We start from the raw sequence: 17,755 nt of genomic DNA, 5'->3' as shown, positions 1-17,755 counted from the left end.
ACCACGATCAATCCACCAACGCCTGCAGCTTACCATGACAAATCTGCCAACGAGGCTCGTCCTGCAACTGATCCATCGTGGGGTGGCGCCGGGCCTTCATCTGCAGCACCCTAGGCGCTTGCAGCCTGCCCTGCTGCTCCAGCCAATCGAGCACCTCGCGGGCTGCCTGGGGTTGGTTACAGACCAACACCATATCGCAGCCGGCCTGAAGTGCGGCCTCGGCCCGCTCGGCATAACCGCCGGCGATCTCTGCACCGGCCATGCTCAGGTCATCGCTGAAAATCATGCCGTCAAAACCCAGCTGCAGCCGCAGCACCTGTTGCAGCCAGAAGTGGGAAAAGCCCGCCGGCTGGGAATCACAGCGCGAGTAAACCACATGGGCCGGCATCACCGCATCCATCAGAGCCGGCTCGCCATCCAGCGCGAACTCCGGGCGGGCAAAGCGGGCAAACGGACGCAGATCCTCGGCTTCAATAACGGCATATTCGCGCTCATCGACCGGCATCTCCAGGTGAGAGTCGGCAGCAACGGCGCCATGGCCGGGGAAGTGTTTTCCAGTGGTGGCCATACCGGCTTCGTGCATCCCGGCCATCAGCTCTGCCGCAAGGGCTTCGACGACCTCGGCCTGGGCGCCGAAACTACGATCACCGATCACTTCACTGATCCCCCGATCCATATCCAGTATCGGGGCAAAGCTGATATCCAGTCCGTGAGCCAGCAACTCTGAGGCGTAGAGCCACCCGCAATCTCTTGCCAGCGCCAGCCCGGCAGCCGGATCCTGCTGCCAATAAGCGGTCAGCCGGGCCATCGCGGGAATCCGGGTGAAGCCGGCTCGAAAACGCTGTACCCGCCCCCCTTCATGATCAACCGCCAGCAGAAGTTCGGGACGCACGCTCCGAATCTGCTCGGTCAGATAGATCAACTGCTGTGGATCCCGATAGTTGCGACTGAACAGGATCACGCCACCGACGGCGGGGCGACGTAGCAGCTCGGCCTCATCATCGGTGAGTTGAAAGCCGGCCAGATCAAGCATCAAGGGCCCAGCCGGAAGCGGGGGATAGGAAGACGTCATGACAAAGATTCCGATCGAAGATTAAGCCTTGATAAGCACCTCGGTACCCGGTGCTAAATGTTCAAACAGCTCGACCAGGTCCTGATTGCGCATCCGGATGCAGCCATGGGAGCGGGGCTCGCCCATCGGCTCAGAATCCGGGGTGCCGTGAATGTAGATATAGCGACGCATACTATCGACGGTCCCGAGGCGGTTATAGCCCGGTTCACAACCGCACAGCCACAGGATACGGCTCAGGATCCAGTCTCGGCGGGGGTATTGTTCAGCCAGTTCTTGGCTGTAGATCTCACCGGTTGGCCGCCGACCGACAAACACCGAGTTGAGCGGACAGTCCCTTCCAATCATGGCTCGAACCCGATGCCTTCCCAACGGGGTACAGCCGCTGTCTTGCTGTTGTCCAACGCCGTTAGCGGCTGAAGAGATCGGGTAGCGTCGCAGCTCATGCTCGCCCTGTAACAGGGTTAAACACTGCTGGCTGATGGAGATTTCGATTCGGGGATGCCCCGGATTCACCCTTTGCTCCCCGGAGGCAGCTCACCCTGATCCGACTGTTGGTTCTGGATCTCAGGCAGCTGACCGTTGTTGCTCTGTTTCGGGAACGCCTCGGGTACGTCCAGCAAGGGTTGCTCGGTCACCATATCCGGTTCGGCACGTAATCCGGCGGCCAGGAAACTGACCAATCGATGGAACACTTCCGGTTCCGAAGCCTTGCTGCCGAAGAACAGGCGTTCCTGATCAGCCAGCATACCGTGGCGAGCCATCGACAACACTGCCGTACCGATCATGAAGTGGCAGCGCCAATAGAATTCACTCTGACTCATCTGCGGTACCCGTTGGCTCATCTGGCTCAGAAAACGGCCGAACAGCGGACCGTAACGGCGCTGTAAAAAAGCCCGCAGATTATTGTCGGAGCTCAGATAGGCCTGCCCCACCAGACGCATAAACAGGCTGACCCCCTGACGATCCTTTTCGACCGAACTGAGCATGGCGGCGATCAGCAGTTCGAGCAGATCCTCCAGACTGAGTTCGGTTTCCAGGCTGTCATGATCATCCAGCTGACGCTCCAATAACTGGCACATGGGGGTCAAATAACGCTCGGCGACCGCCTGGATCAACGCATCGCGGGACCCGAAGTGGTAGTTGATCGCGGCCAGATTGACGTTGGCCGCCTGGGTGATATCACGAACGGAGGTCTGGTCGAAACCATTCTGGGCAAAAAGCTCCACGGCGGTATCCAGAATGCGTTTGACGGTCGACTTAGCCAAGCTTGACTCCTGTTTCCAGAGGTTGATCAGATACAGTAGCTTACGAAAAATATCGGCTGCGCTGAAGTCGCTCCCACCAGGTCAGCAACACCCGATCCAGCGAACCGCTGACCATGGTACCGAGCCGATCGCTGATGCTCTTCTTCTCGACATAGCGCACCTGGAATACCTCCGCCTCTTCGCAGGCGTTGATCAGGTATTCATCGCTGGTGGAGATCTCATCGATCAGCTGCTTTTCCAACGCTCGTCGGCCGAACCAGACATCACCGTTGGCGACTTCGGCCATGTCGAGCTGGGGACGGTGCTCAGCCACGAACTCCTTAAACAGCTCGTGGGTATCCTCAAGATCCTCGATAAACTTCTGCCGACCCTTTTCGGTGTTCTCGCCGAACATGGTCAGGGTGCGTTTGTGCTCGCCGGCCGTCAGCACCTCGACATCGATCTCATTCTTCTTCAGCAAACGGTGGAAGTTAGGGATCTGAGCCACCACACCGATCGAACCCAGAATCGCAAACGGCGCCGCAATCAATTTGTCGGCGATACAGGCCATCATATAGCCGCCGCTTGCCGCCACCCGGTCTACCGACACAACCAGCGGAATGTTGCGGTCTCGGATTCGTTGCAGCTGAGACGCGGCCAGACCGTAGGAATGAACCATGCCTCCGCCACTTTCAAGCCGGAGCAAAACCTCATCCCGCTCGGTGGCCAGGGTCAGTATCGAGCTGATTTCCTCGCGCAGAGGCTCCACATCAGAAGCCTTGATGTCGCCATCAAAATCGAGCACAAACAGACGTTTTTTGTGCTCTTTTTCGACATCTTCGCCCTTCTTGATCTGCTTCGCTTTCTGCTTGTCCTCGGCTTTGCGCTGCTTCTGCTCCTGCTTTAGCTGCTGCTTGTACAACGCCTTATCCAGCACCTGCTCACGTAGCGCATGGCTCATATTTTCGAGGGTTTCGTTGAGGTTATGGACCTCGATATGGCCCTCAGTATCGCGCTTGTTACGGGCCGCCAGCTGAGCCGCCGCACCGATCACCACCAAAATAGCAGCCACCAGCGTGGCGGCTTTGGCCAAAAATAGACCGTATTCGTAAAAAAACTCCAGCACCCTGCTCTCCAATAGCTCGGTTCGGGAACCCCTAGACAGGTTCCGCAATCGACGGGGGTTGCCCGTGCGGATTGTTTAAAGGCGCGATTGTAACAAAAACAACTCCCTGTCCGGTCAGCTTTTTCTGCTCGGCAACTGCAATCAGCCAACGCCTTTTATCTACCCGCGCCGATGGGTTTGGCCCACCCCGGTCGAACTGCTACCATCGACGCAGTTTTATTCACATGCACAGCGTGTTATCGCACGATTTATTTACCGCACGATGGGAATTCCTATGCAGTCCGTCCGCGAAGTGATGTTTAAACTTCCCAAAAAATTCCAACCCGAAGCCGCCGAGGGGCTGGAGGTGGTGTTTCAATTTATCATCGATGACGAGGCTCACTATTGCCTGACCATTGAGGATCAGCAATGCCAGGTCGAAGAGCGCGAGCATGACGACCCGAACGTGACCCTGTTGATGGACGGTGAAACCTTTGTCGATATCATCAGCGGCGAGCTCGGAGGCACCAGTGCCTATATGAGCGGTCGCTTACGGGCCGAAGGCAATGTGATGCTGGCCACCCAACTGGGAAAACTGTTCAAGCGCTGAACCGATGCAATCCGAACCACCGGCGAGCCTCAAAGCCGGTGGTGAACACCGGCCAAAAAGCCTTCAATCAGGGTCGTTGATATGGCCAGCTTCGGCGGCAGCTCCGGCAGGGTTTGGGCATCGAACCATTGCGCTTTGAGTATCTCAACCCCATCGGGCCGAATCTCACCGCCGGCGTATTCGGCATAGAACCCCAACATCAGTGAATGGGGAAAAGGCCAGGATTGACTCTGCCAATAGCGGATGTTTTTCACCTCGATACCGACCTCTTCCATTACTTCCCGAGCCACCGCCTGCTCAGCCGTTTCACCGGCCTCGATAAAGCCGGCCAAGGTGCTGTACCGCTCCTGCTTGAAGTGTGCCGCATGGGCCAGCAAGCACTGTTCGGGTTTGCCGTCGACACCCGGACGAGTCACCAACACAATGATGCAGGGTGAAATTCTGGGATACTGATGGTAACCGCAGTGATCACAGCGGGCTGAATAATCACTCAAATCTGCGCGGGTATGCTCGCCACAGCGACTGCAGAAACGGTGGTTGCGATACCAGCTGTTAAGTTGAGCCGCCCGGCCCAGCAACGGGGCCACCTCCGGCTCAGCTTCGAGCATCAGCGAACGCAATCCGGCATCTTCCCAGCCTGTGGCCGGCAACTCGGCATCGAAGCACAGCAGCCGGACCGAACCACCTTGATATTCACCGACCTGGAGTTCAATCAGCGGCTCCAGTCGGTCAGGGCGTTGACGCAGTAACGGGGAGCGCTGTTCGTCTACCAGCAGTCGGTCTCCCACAAAACTCAACCAAAACATCGTCTATCACCTCGAAATCGTCGGTAGCTAGCTAAACCTGCTAACCGCCCTATTGAACATAGACCGGAACCCGTATCGGTCACCGCCTGCTGGGCAAGGCAAGTAAATGGATCCAGCTTGGCAAGATTTATGCACAGATTAAAACTTGAACAGTACAATCCTTAAACAGAGGCTGATCCATACCGTCCAGAGCTAAGCCCCTGCATCTATCTTACTGATTTACAATTATTTAACCTGAGCGCAACACTCAGGATTAATAGCATAGACGATCGCTGAGGATGTCTAGCGATCAAAAAACAACCCACACAGTTATACACAGGACGCTGGGGATAATCGTTTCAAATGCCGATCACTCAGGCTACGGAATAACGGGGAAAACTCTGCCGCAGCGCAGCAACCGCGACAGTGTTTTGCATTCGTAAACCTAGGCCTCATCGGCGGGATTAAGCAGGCGCTCCAGCATCTCGGCCACTTCATCTTTTTCGAAGGGTTTGCTGATAAAGCCTGAAATATTCAAGTCCTTCGGCTGGTCATTTTCACCAACCGTGAAGCCCGATACCAGGATCACCGGCAGGTCCGGGCGCAGCTCGCGAACCTGCTCGATCAGTTCGTAGCCGGAAAGATCCGGCATCGAACGATCACTGATCAGCAAATCCAACGACTGGGGTTGGCTACGGATTTTTTCCAGGGCGTACCGGGGCGAGGTATAAACCGTGACATCATAACCGAGCCGGAACAGCAGCCGCTCGGCAAACCGGGCGTTCTTATCGTCGTCGTCAACATAGACGATCCGCCCGCGGCCCTGGGCCTCTGCCTGAATCGCGGCAATCGCCTCGGAGGTGTTTAATCGGCTGCCTTCAGGTCTTTGGCTGGGATCATAGGTCGGCAGCAGCACGCTGAAGGTTGAGCCCTGGCCCTCTTCGCTATAGACCGTTACCAGGCCTTCGTGATCTGTCGTGATCCGATGACAGGTGGCCAACCCGATACCGGATCCTTTACCCGGCTCTTTGGTGGTAAAGAAGGGGTCAAAAATCCGCTCTTGGGTAGCCGGATCGATACCACAACCATTGTCGGTGATCGCAATCTTGGCGTAGAGACCCGGTTTGATCTGAGGATGGGTCGCAGCAAAATCCCGGTCGACCACATAATCTTCCAGCGCCACGGTGAGTTGCCCCGGCGATTCACCGATGGCATCGACCGCATTGGTCAGCAGGTTCATCAACACCTGATCAAGCTGAGAGGGGTCGCCCCAAACCTTCAAACCCGGGGTCAACAACTGCAGGTCCAACTCGATGGTCTTCGGCATCGACGCTCGGATCAGGCTGACACCGTCCATGATCAGCTCTTCCAGAACCACCTCAGAATGGGTTCCGGAGCGCTTACGACTGAAGTTCAGCACCTGCTGTATCAGTTTCTTGGCGCGTTTAGCCGCTTTTTCAATCTCTTGCAGATCACCATGCAGCGGGTTGTCCGGTGCCAGATCATCCATCGCCATCTGAGCGTAGCCGAGAATCGGCGTCAGAATATTATTGAAGTCATGGGCGATTCCCCCGGCCAGGGTCCCCACCATCTCAAGACGTTTCGATTGCTCCAGGCGATGTTCCAGCCGCTTATTCTCTTCTTCCGCCTTCACCCGTTCGGTGATGTCGTAGTGATAATTGACCGATACATCCTCGCCATCGAACTCCATCCGGCTGATATCCATCAGACACCACCAGGAGCTGCCATCCAGGCGGCGCCGTTCCATCTGCAAACTATCCTGGGTAACCCGGCCCAGCCCTTCCAGCGCCAACACCTTGGAGGCATCTTCGGGATAAACGAAACTGTCGGAGATATCGGATTCGATCAACTGCTGCTCCGAGCCAGCCCCCATCATCTCAACGATTCGGCGGTTAACGAACACCGGACGGTGCTGTCGGTTGACCACGGTAATCCCGATCGGACTATCGTTCAGGATCTGTCGGACATAGAGATCCTTATTTCGCAGCTCTTGGGCGGCCTGTTCGCGGGCATCAATATGCTCACCTATCTGCTGCAGCAGCTCGGTGGTGGTCTGTACCACCAGACCCAGTTCGTCCCGACGATGCCTCGAAGGCACATCCAGCCCGCCTGCGCCGGGGTTGGTGGGATCGATTTGGGCGAAGCTGGCGGCAAACTGCGACAGCGGTTTAGCCACCATCAGATAGAACACCAGCATCAACACGACCGACAGCATGACCGCCAGCAATGAAATCTGTAATAGATGGCGAAGGGTCCGATCCCAGAACGGGGCATAGATCACCGACTGATCGACCCGGAGCACCAAGCGGCCGGGCTGCAGAGCAATGTCTTCAGTGACATGCTGGAGCTGAATATCCCGGCTGACCTTGAGCTCGTTGGAGCCGAACAGCCAGCGCTGCAAGAAATGCGGGTTGCTATCGACATCCTGACGTCGACGCACCAGCTCGGCGCCGAATTCATCGTAGATTGCCACATCAGAAACGAACGGGTAGTTAAGCAAGCCGACCACAACCTCTTCGGCCAGCGCTTCATCGTACAGGTGAACGGCCCGCCGTGCTGAAGGCAGCGACACAGTCATAATGGTGTCGAGCTGCTCATCCACATCGTGGGTTTCCGAGCGAAGATCGAAATAGGTGATCAGCAGTAACGCCAGCGCACCGAGCACCGCCCCCACCACAAAGGTGGCTACCCCTAACTTGAAGGAAATACGCTCGGGAAATAATCGATTCATCGGACTCACAGTCGCACAACTCCGGCGGCTTATATGATCGGCTGAAATGCCCCTAGACTAGCTCAACCAACTTTAATGGCAACATCTTCCCCGATGATTCCATCAAATATAGCCCTGATTTGTTTGTGCTTTTCGGTGTTCGCTGCCGAAGGCTTCTGATACCATCCGATCAAACCGGTCATCTGCTTCCTGACCTCCCAACCATAGTTATCAACGAATCTGCTGTCGATATGGATAAAACCATACTTATCGTCGATGACGAGCCGTCAATCCGAAACCTGCTGGACCGTATGCTCAGCCGTTGGGGCTACGATGTCCAACAGGCCTGCGATGGTCTGGACGCACTCAGCGTGCTGGACTCGAATCCCGATATTCGACTGGTGCTGTCGGACCTGCGGATGCCACACTGCAACGGGCTCGAGTTTATGCAGCGGGCCTCGCAGAAGTACAAGCGGGACTTCGAGTTTATCGTCCTGACCGGAGACGGCGAAAAACACGATGCCGTTCAGGCGATGCGTATGGGCGCCCGGGAGTTTCTCGACAAACCGATCGATCGCGCCGATTTGGAGCAAGCGGTTCAAGGTGCTCAGGATCGTCTGGAGCAGCGTGATCATGAAAAAACCAAGATGCGTAAACTGGAGGTGGCCAATCTGCAACAGGCCCGCTTCCTGGATGAAGCCGACGAGCAATTGATCGACCGGCTGGCGGTTATAGCCCAATACCGTGATGTCGAGACTGCCGAACACTGTGTCCGGGTCGGCCTCAATGCCGAGCTACTGGCTCGACTGGCCGGTTTGGATCTGCATACCCAACACCTGGTCCGACTGGCCGGCGTTCTCCATGATATCGGCAAGATCGGAATCCCCGACAATATCCTGTTCAAAGAGGGGCCGCTGAGTTTCGAAGAGTTCGAAATCATGAAGCGCCACACCGATATCGGCTTCTCGATGCTGACCGGTAGCGGGACAGAGTTGATCGATACGGCCGCCTGTATCGCCAAGACCCATCACGAACGCTGGGACGGCACGGGCTACAACGACGGCCTGCATCAAGAAGAGACGCCGATTTTCGGTCGTCTGGTCACCATTGCCGATGTCTATGACGCGCTACGCAGTAAGCGGCGCTACAAACCGGCGTTCAGCCACCTCGAAGCGGTTAAAGTCATCACCCAAGGGGATGGTCGAACCGATCCGAACCATTTCGATCCGAAATTGCTGAACCTGTTCCGAGAGCACCATCAGCGTTTTGCCGAAATCTACGACTCGATGCCGGACGAGGCAGTCTAACCCGCCTTGACGAAGGTTATGTCTGCTGTCGTTAAGTTCGGCTAGAGTACCGAGCCTGATCCTTTTCTGCCGATTGATTCACCATAGACTGGCCAAAATGAGCGAGCAATTTCCACTGACCGCCTTGATTCTTGCCGGAGGGCGTGGCCTGCGAATGGGCGGTGTCGATAAGGGGCTGGTTGCCTTACAACAGCAACGACTGGTCGAACATGTGCTGGAACGGATTCGCCCTCAGGTGGATCAGCTGTTGATCAGCGCCAATCGCTCGTTGGAACAGTATCAGAATTACGGCTATCCGGTGCTGCCGGACCGGCTGGAAAACTTTCAGGGCCCGCTATCCGGAATCAACGAAGGACTGAAACACTGCACCACTCCCTGGTTGCTGGTGATCCCCTGCGATAGCCCGGCACTGCCGCTGGATCTCGCAGAACGACTGGGCGGTGCCATTCAACAACAGCAGTGTCGTGCCGCCATTGCCCACGATGGCCGCTATCTGCAACCCGCCTTCAACCTGCTGCATCGAGAGCTGCAACCAGGCTTAGAGTCTTACCTGGATAGCGGCGGACGCAAATTGGGACAGTGGCTGCACCAACAGAACCCTGCGATCGTCGATTTCAGCGATCAACCCGACAGTTTCACCAACCTCAACTCTCCGGATCAACTGCTGCAGTTCCAGTCCCAACTCGAAGCACCATCCCGATGACGCACCACTCCGCTAAGGCGCCGCTCCTTTCTCAAAACGACCTTGTTCGGACAGACTTCCCCCTCGAAAACGAGCCGAAGACCGTCCGATAAAACGACATATATCAACCGGTGATATAAGTCAGCATATTCTTTTAAAACAACCGGTTAGTTGTTATTCGTTAGTCGATATTTTGCCTGCAATCGCTTCACACACCTGCTAATAACCACTATGATCAAGTGGCTTTATTTTGTACAACAGCAAGGTGTAAATGATGTCTCAGAGGGAAACCGGCACTGTAAAGTGGTTTAACGACGCCAAAGGGTTTGGCTTTATCGTTCGTGACGGCGGAGAAGACGTTTTCGTCCATTACCGCCAAATCCGTGGTGAGGGCCATCGCAGTCTGGCTGAAGGTCAGCAGGTCGAATACTGCGTCATCACGACACCTAAAGGACTCCAGGCCGAAGACGTCGCTTCGCTCTGACCCTATCTTTGCCCGGTTAGCTGCCGGGCAACTTCCCGATCACTCCGTCGATTCCGAGTCCCTGCAGGTTGGTTACACTAGGTAACTGATCGCACTCATCGCGGTGAGATTTGTAACAGCGCTGCTTCAATTGAGTCGGTGTGCTGTAGTGCGTCGGTGTACTGTAGTGCCTGGGCTTCCCATGATCGAACCGAATCGGTCGGCAAGCCCCGGGGCTGCTGATCGACCACAAAACCTTCCAGCCCCCCCTCAACGATAGGATCTTCTATGTCATTGTTGCGCCTTCTACTTCCCCTGATCGCCCTGACTCTTCTGAGCAACGGAGCCAACGCCGAAAGCAGCCGCGAAGTCAAAGCCTGGCAACTGATTGAACAGGGCGCACTGATTATCGACGTGCGTACCACCGAGGAATACGCCCAGGCCCACCTGAAGAATTCAGTGCATATTCCCTATCCGGAGATCGTTGCCCGCTTTACCCAGATGGAGATCCGCAAAGACCTGCCGGTGGTGCTTTACTGTCGCAGCGGCAACCGCTCGGGAATTGCCTATAAGATGCTTAGCGAGGCCGGCTACCAGGCTCTGCACAATGGCGGCGGTCTCAACGATTTGCTGCAAGCGGCACCTCGCTAGCTCCCCCCAATTTGATGTACCCCTTTATCTTCTGGATCGGGGCACTCTGAAATGCCGGAGCACTGGCTACATCAGGGAGCACCGAGCGTGCTCCTGTTTCAGGGCGCAAGGCGCTGAACCTGCCAGTTGCCCTGCTCCAGGCAGAATACCAGCCGGTCATGCAGCCGGTTTTCCCGACCCTGCCAAAATTCATAACGGACCGGTCGTAGGCGATAGCCGCCCCACTGGTCCGGACAGTCAACGGTTTTACCATCCAGCTGCCGGCTCAGCGCCTCAACTTGCTGCTCCAGCTGTTGCCGATTGCCCACCGGATAGCTTTGATGGGAGATCGCCGCACTGAGCTGACTACCCCGCGGTCGTTCGGAAAAATATTGCTCGGCACTACCGCGATCCAGCCGCTCCACATGCCCGCCGATGCGTACCTGACGATCCAGTTCTGGCCAGTAAAACAGCAGCTCGGCTTGAGGGTTCTGCGCCAGCTGCTGCCCCTTCAAGCTTCGATAATCCGTGTACCAGCAAAAGCCGTGCTGATCGAAATGCTTCAACAGCACAATACGGGCCGATGGCAGCCCCTGTTCTGAAGCCGTAGCCAGTACCATCGCGGTGGCGTTGGCGGGATCCAACCGACGATGCTGCTCGAACCAACGTTGAAACTGCTGGTGGGGTTGATCCAGCAGATCCCCCTCATCAAAACTTTCAGCCAGATACTCACGTCGGATCCGGGTCAGATCCAGGTTTGAATCCTCAGAATTCATATTGACCTCATCGATTGTTGATTGCTAAAAGCTATCACCAACTAAGAAATATTTAATTTTATTAAACAACGATGCCCGACTATTCTAAATTCCATCTTATAACCAAGACAGGACATCATCATGTTACAGAATAGTGAAGGCCAGCGAGTTCCCCAGGTCATCTTTCACACCCGCGTTGCCGATCAATGGGTTGATCGCAGTAGCGAGGAGTTATTCAACGGCAAGAAGGTGATCGTATTCGCCCTGCCCGGTGCCTTTACCCCCACCTGCTCCTCCAGCCACCTGCCGCGTTATAACCAGCTGGCTGAACAATTTGCCGAACAGGGCGTTGATGCCATCTACTGCCTGTCGGTCAACGATACCTTTGTGATGAACGCCTGGAAGGATGACCAGAAGGCCGACAACATCGAAGTACTGCCCGACGGTAACGGCGAGTTCAGCGAAGGACTCGGCATGCTGGTCGATAAAAACAACCTGGGCTTCGGCAAACGCTCCTGGCGCTACTCGATGCTGGTCAATGACGGCATCATCGAGAAGATGTTTATCGAACGGGATGTTCCCGGCGACCCCTTCGAAGTCTCCGACGCAGATACCATGATGAAGTATCTCAACCCGGAACAGAAAGAGGCTGACAGCATTATTCTGTTCACCCGCCCCGGTTGCGGGCACTGTCTGCGCGCCAAGTCACTGCTGAGCGAGCGGGGCCTGGGATTCGAAGAGGTGGTACTGGGACGCGACATTAACCACGCCGGCCTCAAAGCCGTATCCGGTCGTTTGACCGTACCGCAGGTGTTCATCAACGGTGAGCATATCGGTGGGGCCGACGAACTGCAGACGCAACTGGAGGCGTAAAGATCACGGATGCTTAGCTCCCCCTTCTTCTGGCTAAGCATCCGTTAAACCAGCCTCGACAACCGAAGCCGAGGCTTCCCTGTACGCCCAGGCCTGTCTACAATCGGGCCATGCTTATCCGATTGTTATATCAAGGTCTGCTGAAACCGATGCTGCTGCTCGGGTTAAGCCTGCTGCTGGTCGGTTGTAACGACTTCAATGTCCGCAACCTGGCCAAAAGCGATGTCGATATGATCGTCGACCTGCACCTGGCCGAGCTGAATCAACTGAACCGCCAACTGCTGATCAAACTCTACAAACGCAATCCCCGTGAGCTGAAGAAACATCCCGGCAACACGATCGAATCCAGGCTACGCCAAGTGAAGCTGCCACCGCCGGGACAGCAACCCAACTATCGCTTTGCCGAGCTGGACAACCGTGTCGGCGAAGCAGCCCTTCGACTGGCCTTCGATGCTGATTTTCGCGGTGACCGGGTGTTCGCACTGGTGGTCGGGATTAAAAGCATGCTGCACGCCTCCTACAGCATGAAGACCGAACTGTTCCTGCTTGATGAATTAAACCAGCAACTGCTGTACAACAGCGCCCGAAACCTGGAGATCGCCAACTGGCGCTTGAACAACTTCCGTAATAATAAAGGTCAGTTGTTGCTGCTGAGCAACGGCTATCAGGACGGTATCGCCAATCTGAGCTTCGAACGCCTGTTCGGCAAGATGATTTTGATTCAGGATATGATGGCCAAGGTCGTAGCCGATCGAAACAACCGCACCATCAACACGGTCGTCCACAGCGTGGCATCGACCACCTTCCTGCCAATCCCGTTTTAAACCTGAATCCCGGATGCGGGTCCAATCCGGCTAGCGAATCGGCTTGTTGACCCGGATCTGATCGCAGGCGTGATTCTCATTCAAAAACAGCGTTACATCCGCCCGCTCCGGCATGTCATCCAGCATCATCCGGGTCAGGCGCTCGTAATGCATGATAAAGCGGCGAATCTCCGCCTCGCTCATGATCCGCAAACCATCGGGCTGCCCGGCCTCATGCAGATGCCGAATTCGTTCGGCCAGTTTTTTTTCCTGCAGCGTACGCCACTCGAACACCTGCGCCATGCTGGGGACTTTCAGCATCACCAACAGATCCACCATCCCGAATAGCTGCTGATAGGGCCCCTTCAACTGGTCATTAACATAGCTACGCCAGATCGCGTTCGGATCTTCCTTGGCTTCGAGTTCGTTAACCGGCTCGATCAAGGCCGCATCACACTGAGCTTCGGCCCCCAGGCACCAACCGTCCAACACCACCACATCGACGGCACCGAACCACTCCTGCCAGACCGACATCGGGCAGCGGTCATCGATCGACTTATCGAACACCGGAATTTTTACCACGCTTCCGCCGTGGGCCAGGCGCAGCTGTTCGATCAGCTCGATCCCCAAGCCGACATCATGGGTTCCGGGAACACCTCGTGTCGCCAACAGCGGATGGACATCCGCCGCCAGACGTTGGCGCTCTGCACGGGTTTTGTAGATATCGTCCAACGAGAAACCAACCACTCGCTGACCAAAGCCGGAGGAGAGCGTCACCTCCAGAAGGTTGAACAGGGTCGATTTACCCGAACCCTGAGCCCCGTTAATCCCAATCACCAAAGGCCCTGGCCGGCGTCGCTTGAACTCCATCAGCCAAGAAGCCAACGGCACATAGATACGTTCCAGCATCTCCACCAGACCGATATCGACCTTGAGGCTCTTGAGGGTGGTGGAAAACTCGGCTTCAACCGCTTCGACCGCTCGACGGCGGTCGGCCGGGTCTCGAAACAGCTGATCTTCAGGCCAACGGGTCAACAGGGTCACTTCATACTCCGAAGGTAGTTAACAGGAATAATTTCAAGATGGCGGCAACAGACTCAATAATCAACTGGATGGTTACGGAACCATTCGATAACCGCTTGAATCTGCTCGGGCTCCATCAACGAAGGCGCATGCCCCAGCTCAGGGTAGCTCAGTAATGCCAGGTTCGGGTTCTGCTGCATCCGCTCCACGGTGGATCGTTCCAACACATCGGAACGCTCTCCCCAGATCAACAACTGACGACAACGGATCTGTTGCCACAGCGCCCACAGATCGACATCGTCACCTGCCGCTTGACGACTGTATTCGCCGATGACCGGATCATAATGCAGCGCCCACTGCTCTTCGTCCTCGGTACGCCCCTTATCAACACACTGTCGCGCGCTATGCTGGGCCAGATGCTGCCATTGCCGATCCTCGAGCTGGCCAAAATCGGCATATACCTCACGCAGGTAATTCTCGACCGCTTCCAGCGAACCGAAGCGCTGATCGAGGCCGACATAATCCCCGATTCGTTTAAGGCAGGAGCGGCTGATAAACGGACCGATATCGTTCAACACCAGCCGTTGTATCGGTGAATTCGGCAATGCCGCCATCAACATTCCGATCAAGCCCCCCATCGAGGTTCCCAACCAGTCCACCCGTTCTACATTGAGCCGGGCCAGCAGCGCCACCATGTCATTGAGGTACTGAGTCAATTCGTAAGGGCTACCCGGGGGCAACCAATCGCTCTGACCGCGACCGACAATATCCGGACAGACCACCCGAAAGTCCCTCGACAGTGCCAGCGCCAGCTCATCAAAATCACGGCTGTTGCGAGCCAGCCCATGGACACAGACCAGCACACGCTGGTTCTCGACCGCGCCCCACTCGTGATAGACCACCCGGTGGAATCCTTGCGGATTCAGTGACAGAAAACTCTCGGTGCGCATAGCTGCCCTCCTTTGCTGCCGGACCGACCGGCGATGGATATAGCAAACATACCACAGGGTAGCCGCAGGAAAAGAGGCTGTGGGGAGTCGAAAGACTGCGCGGCAAACCGATAGGCGGCGGGTTAGAAAGGCAGTGCCAACTGCCGATCGGCCATCACAGGTTCATCACTGAAGCGAACACCAACCCCCAACAACCGCACCGGGCGCTTCCCCCGCTCAAAACCCTGAACCAGCAACGGCCGATAAAGTGCCAGATTGATTCGATCATAACCGCAACTGTCGATCCGGGTTTCTACTGTCGTGCTGGTGAAATCAGAAAACTTCAGCTTCAACAACACCCCGGCAATCAGCTTGTCTGGCCCCTTACGCTCAAGCCGTCGCTGCAGTTTTTCAAACAGAACCGCCAGCGGCTCCTGACAGGTGCCAATATCGGGTAGATCGGTGGAGAAGGTGTGTTCGACACTCAGGCTCTTGCGTTCTCGAGTCGGCTGAACGTCACGCGGATCGATCCCGCGGCAGCGCTGATAGAGTCGCTCGCCCATGCTCCCCATCCACTGCTGCAGTTGCAAGAGCGAGTAGCGCTGCAGGTCCTCACAGAGGACCACCCCCTTCTCGGCAAGCTTGGCCGCTGTCACCGGGCCGACACCGGGGATTTTCTTAACCGGCAGCTGGCGGACAAAATCATCCACTTGATCGGGGCGCACCACCGTCAAGCCATCGGGCTTTTGCCAGTCACTGGCGACCTTGGCCAGAAATTTATTTGGCGCCACCCCCGCCGAGATCGTGATCCCCACCTCGTCGGCGACTTGCCGGCGAATCTGCTCTGCCATCAGGGTCGCACTACCATCGCACTGCTCACTCTGACTGACGTCCAGGAAAGCTTCGTCCAGCGACAACGGCTCCACCAATTCGGTGTACTGTCGAAAAATCTGATCGATCCGGGCCGATGCCTCGCGGTACTTCTCCATATTACCGGGCAGGATCCGTAGCTGCGGACAGAGTTTAAGCGCCAAACCCGAGGCCATGGCCGAACGGACACCAAACTCTCTCGCCGGGTAGTTACAGGTTGCAATCACTCCCCGTCGACTGGGGTCGCCACCGATGGCAAAGGGAATCGCCGCGAGCGACGGGTCATCGCGCATCTCGACCGCGGCGAAAAAACAGTCGCAATCGGCATGAATAATTTTTCGCTGCATAGCGCAACCACACCTGAAATTGGGTACAACAGACCTCAAACAACTGTACATACATACAGATAAAAACACCAGAAGCCTGACCCTCAAAGGGCTGTAGTAACAACTTGCTGGCCCCATTTGAGGGGGTAAAGTGGCCCCAAAACACCACCTAAAATATAGAACATATTATTGCTATTTCTGCATTGCACCAATTTATACAACTGGCACATCTGTAAAAAAACAGCATTTTTTGTCGAAAAAAACAAAACTTCGAGACTATCTATCGAAGCTTTTATCCTAGAATTTCTCCTGATCACGCAACATAACTACGCAAGACATACCAGAGGATAAACAACATGCTGATCGGTGTACCTAAAGAAATAAAAAACCACGAATACCGTGTTGGCCTGACTCCGGCTTCCGTTCAGGAGCTGATCAACCGTGGCCATCAGGTCATTGTTGAAACCAACGCCGGTGCCGGTATCGACTTCTCCAACGAGGAGTACGTTGCCGCAGGTGCTGAGATCGTCGAAACTGCCGCCGAAGTATTCGAGCGCGCTGAGATGATCGTCAAAGTTAAAGAGCCCCAGCCGCAAGAGTGCGAAATGCTGCGTGAAGGCCAGCTGCTTTACACCTACCTGCACCTGGCTCCAGACCCCAAGCAGACCGAGCTGCTGGTTAAGTCCGGCGCAACCTGTGTTGCCTACGAAACCGTAACCGACGAGCGCGGCGGCCTGCCGCTGCTGGCACCGATGTCTGAAGTTGCCGGCCGTATGTCCATCCAAGCCGGTGCTCACCACCTCGAGAAGGCCGAAGGCGGCCGCGGCGTCCTGCTGGGCGGCGTACCGGGTGTTGCTCCGGCTAAAGTACTGGTTATCGGTGGTGGTGTTGTTGGTGACAACGCAGCCGCGATGGCTGTTGGTATGGGCGCTGACGTTACCATCCTTGACCGCTCCCTGCCGCGTCTGCGTCAACTGGATGCCGACTACGAAGGTCGCGCCAAGTGCGTTTACTCCACCGGCAATGCGATCGAAGAGTACGCGCTGGAAGCTGACCTGGTCATCGGTGCGGTTCTGATCCCGGGCGCAGCAGCTCCCAAGCTGTTGACTCGCGACATCATCAGCCGCATGAAGAAAGGCGCCGTTGTTGTCGACGTTGCGATCGACCAAGGCGGTTGCTTCGAAACCTCCAAGGCTACCACTCACCAGGAGCCGACCTACGTGGTTGACGATGTGGTTCACTACTGTGTGGCCAACATGCCTGGCGGCGTAGCTCGTACCTCTACCATGGCCCTGAACAACGCCACTCTGCCGTACGCGCTGGCCCTGGCTGAGAACCCCAAGCAGGCTCTGCTGAGCGACAAGCACCTGCTGAACGGTCTGAACGTTCACAAAGGCATGGTGACCTACAAAGCCGTCGCCGATGTGCTGGGTTACGACTACGTTCCGGCCGAACAGGCTCTGCAAGAGTAATCAGCACCCCTTGCTGGTAATGAAAAAGGCGCATGAAGATGCGCCTTTTTTTGTTACCCCAATCAAGCAGCAAAA

At 56.1% G+C, this 17,755-nt stretch carries 18 protein-coding genes; 8 read left to right on the top strand and 10 right to left on the bottom strand.

From position 1 onward, the window contains the following. Positions 1-7: 7 nt before the first annotated feature. From nagZ to sohB, 4 genes are read right to left on the bottom strand one after another with little or no spacing between them, the layout of a single operon-like run. Positions 8-1,033: a beta-N-acetylhexosaminidase gene (gene nagZ, locus ACO05M_RS09620; RefSeq protein WP_421861889.1), complete on the bottom strand. Its 1,026-nt coding sequence runs from the start codon at positions 1,031-1,033 to the stop codon at positions 8-10. 60 nt (positions 1,034-1,093) lie between these two features. Next, positions 1,094-1,585, bottom strand: a complete 492-nt coding sequence (locus ACO05M_RS09615; protein WP_421861887.1) for a L,D-transpeptidase family protein — start codon at positions 1,583-1,585, stop codon at positions 1,094-1,096. Beyond that, on the bottom strand, positions 1,582-2,337 hold the full coding sequence (locus ACO05M_RS09610; protein WP_421861886.1) for a TetR/AcrR family transcriptional regulator: 756 nt from the start codon (positions 2,335-2,337) through the stop codon (positions 1,582-1,584). The genes ACO05M_RS09615 and ACO05M_RS09610 overlap by 4 nt, the downstream gene beginning before the upstream one ends. 40 nt (positions 2,338-2,377) lie before the next feature. Further along, positions 2,378-3,442 carry a protease SohB gene (sohB, locus tag ACO05M_RS09605; protein WP_421861884.1) on the bottom strand — a complete coding sequence of 355 codons (1,065 nt, stop codon included), beginning with the start codon at positions 3,440-3,442 and terminating at the stop codon, positions 2,378-2,380. Positions 3,443-3,716: 274 nt separating this feature from the next. Between sohB and ACO05M_RS09600 the strand changes: the two genes are divergently transcribed. Further along, positions 3,717-4,031, top strand: coding sequence for an SCP2 sterol-binding domain-containing protein (locus ACO05M_RS09600; RefSeq protein ID WP_421861882.1), 315 nt, complete (start codon positions 3,717-3,719; stop codon positions 4,029-4,031). A 29-nt stretch (positions 4,032-4,060) separates the two neighbouring features. On the opposite strand, the gene nudC is transcribed toward ACO05M_RS09600, so the two are convergent. Together nudC and ACO05M_RS09590 are read right to left on the bottom strand one after the other, a co-directional pair. Further along, the gene (gene nudC, locus ACO05M_RS09595) at positions 4,061-4,837 is read right to left on the bottom strand and encodes an NAD(+) diphosphatase (RefSeq protein WP_421861880.1); all 777 of its coding nucleotides are present in this window, start codon (positions 4,835-4,837) and stop codon (positions 4,061-4,063) included. 424 nt (positions 4,838-5,261) lie between these two features. Continuing rightward, the gene (locus ACO05M_RS09590; RefSeq protein ID WP_421861878.1) at positions 5,262-7,568 is read right to left on the bottom strand and encodes an ATP-binding protein; all 2,307 of its coding nucleotides are present in this window, start codon (positions 7,566-7,568) and stop codon (positions 5,262-5,264) included. 230 nt (positions 7,569-7,798) lie between these two features. Between ACO05M_RS09590 and ACO05M_RS09585 the strand changes: the two genes are divergently transcribed. The 4 genes from ACO05M_RS09585 to ACO05M_RS09570 all read left to right on the top strand — a co-directional run bounded on the left by ACO05M_RS09585 (position 7,799) and on the right by ACO05M_RS09570 (position 10,650). After that, positions 7,799-8,854: a response regulator gene (locus tag ACO05M_RS09585; protein WP_421861876.1), complete on the top strand. Its 1,056-nt coding sequence runs from the start codon at positions 7,799-7,801 to the stop codon at positions 8,852-8,854. A 97-nt stretch (positions 8,855-8,951) separates the two neighbouring features. Beyond that, positions 8,952-9,557 (top strand): molybdenum cofactor guanylyltransferase MobA, encoded by a 606-nt coding sequence (gene mobA / locus ACO05M_RS09580; protein ID WP_421861874.1) that lies wholly within the window; start codon positions 8,952-8,954, stop codon positions 9,555-9,557. Between the two features lie 253 nt (positions 9,558-9,810). After that, positions 9,811-10,020 carry a cold-shock protein gene (locus ACO05M_RS09575; protein WP_114694871.1) on the top strand — a complete coding sequence of 70 codons (210 nt, stop codon included), beginning with the start codon at positions 9,811-9,813 and terminating at the stop codon, positions 10,018-10,020. Positions 10,021-10,287: 267 nt separating this feature from the next. Next, the gene (locus tag ACO05M_RS09570) at positions 10,288-10,650 is read left to right on the top strand and encodes a rhodanese-like domain-containing protein (RefSeq protein WP_421861872.1); all 363 of its coding nucleotides are present in this window, start codon (positions 10,288-10,290) and stop codon (positions 10,648-10,650) included. A gap of 98 nt (positions 10,651-10,748) precedes the next feature. Here ACO05M_RS09570 and pdxH read toward each other — a convergent pair whose 3' ends face one another. Further along, a complete protein-coding gene (gene pdxH / locus ACO05M_RS09565; protein ID WP_421861870.1) occupies positions 10,749-11,405 on the bottom strand; it encodes a pyridoxamine 5'-phosphate oxidase in 657 nt (218 codons plus the stop codon). A gap of 120 nt (positions 11,406-11,525) precedes the next feature. On the opposite strand from pdxH, the gene ACO05M_RS09560 reads away from it, so the two are divergent. Together ACO05M_RS09560 and ACO05M_RS09555 are read left to right on the top strand one after the other, a co-directional pair. Beyond that, positions 11,526-12,257: a glutathione peroxidase gene (locus tag ACO05M_RS09560; RefSeq protein WP_421861868.1), complete on the top strand. Its 732-nt coding sequence runs from the start codon at positions 11,526-11,528 to the stop codon at positions 12,255-12,257. 110 nt (positions 12,258-12,367) lie between these two features. Continuing rightward, on the top strand, positions 12,368-13,081 hold the full coding sequence (locus ACO05M_RS09555; RefSeq protein WP_421861867.1) for a hypothetical protein: 714 nt from the start codon (positions 12,368-12,370) through the stop codon (positions 13,079-13,081). Between the two features lie 30 nt (positions 13,082-13,111). On the opposite strand, the gene ACO05M_RS09550 is transcribed toward ACO05M_RS09555, so the two are convergent. The 3 genes from ACO05M_RS09550 to dinB form a co-directional block, all read right to left on the bottom strand. Then, complete coding sequence (locus tag ACO05M_RS09550) at positions 13,112-14,104, bottom strand: hypothetical protein (protein WP_421861865.1); 993 nt, start codon at positions 14,102-14,104, stop codon at positions 13,112-13,114. Positions 14,105-14,157: 53 nt separating this feature from the next. Then, positions 14,158-15,033 carry an alpha/beta fold hydrolase gene (locus ACO05M_RS09545; protein WP_421861863.1) on the bottom strand — a complete coding sequence of 292 codons (876 nt, stop codon included), beginning with the start codon at positions 15,031-15,033 and terminating at the stop codon, positions 14,158-14,160. Positions 15,034-15,155: 122 nt separating this feature from the next. Further along, on the bottom strand, positions 15,156-16,229 hold the full coding sequence (gene dinB, locus ACO05M_RS09540; RefSeq protein ID WP_421861861.1) for a DNA polymerase IV: 1,074 nt from the start codon (positions 16,227-16,229) through the stop codon (positions 15,156-15,158). A gap of 335 nt (positions 16,230-16,564) precedes the next feature. Between dinB and ald the strand changes: the two genes are divergently transcribed. Beyond that, positions 16,565-17,680 (top strand): alanine dehydrogenase, encoded by a 1,116-nt coding sequence (gene ald, locus ACO05M_RS09535; RefSeq protein ID WP_421861859.1) that lies wholly within the window; start codon positions 16,565-16,567, stop codon positions 17,678-17,680. The last annotated feature ends 75 nt before the right edge of the window (positions 17,681-17,755 follow it).

This window comes from Motiliproteus sp. (genome assembly GCF_965230735.1).
Classification (GTDB): Bacteria; Pseudomonadota; Gammaproteobacteria; order Pseudomonadales; family Balneatricaceae; genus Motiliproteus.
The sequence above is the reverse complement of the archived record's forward strand: the minus strand, read 5'-3'. Positions and strand labels throughout refer to the sequence as shown.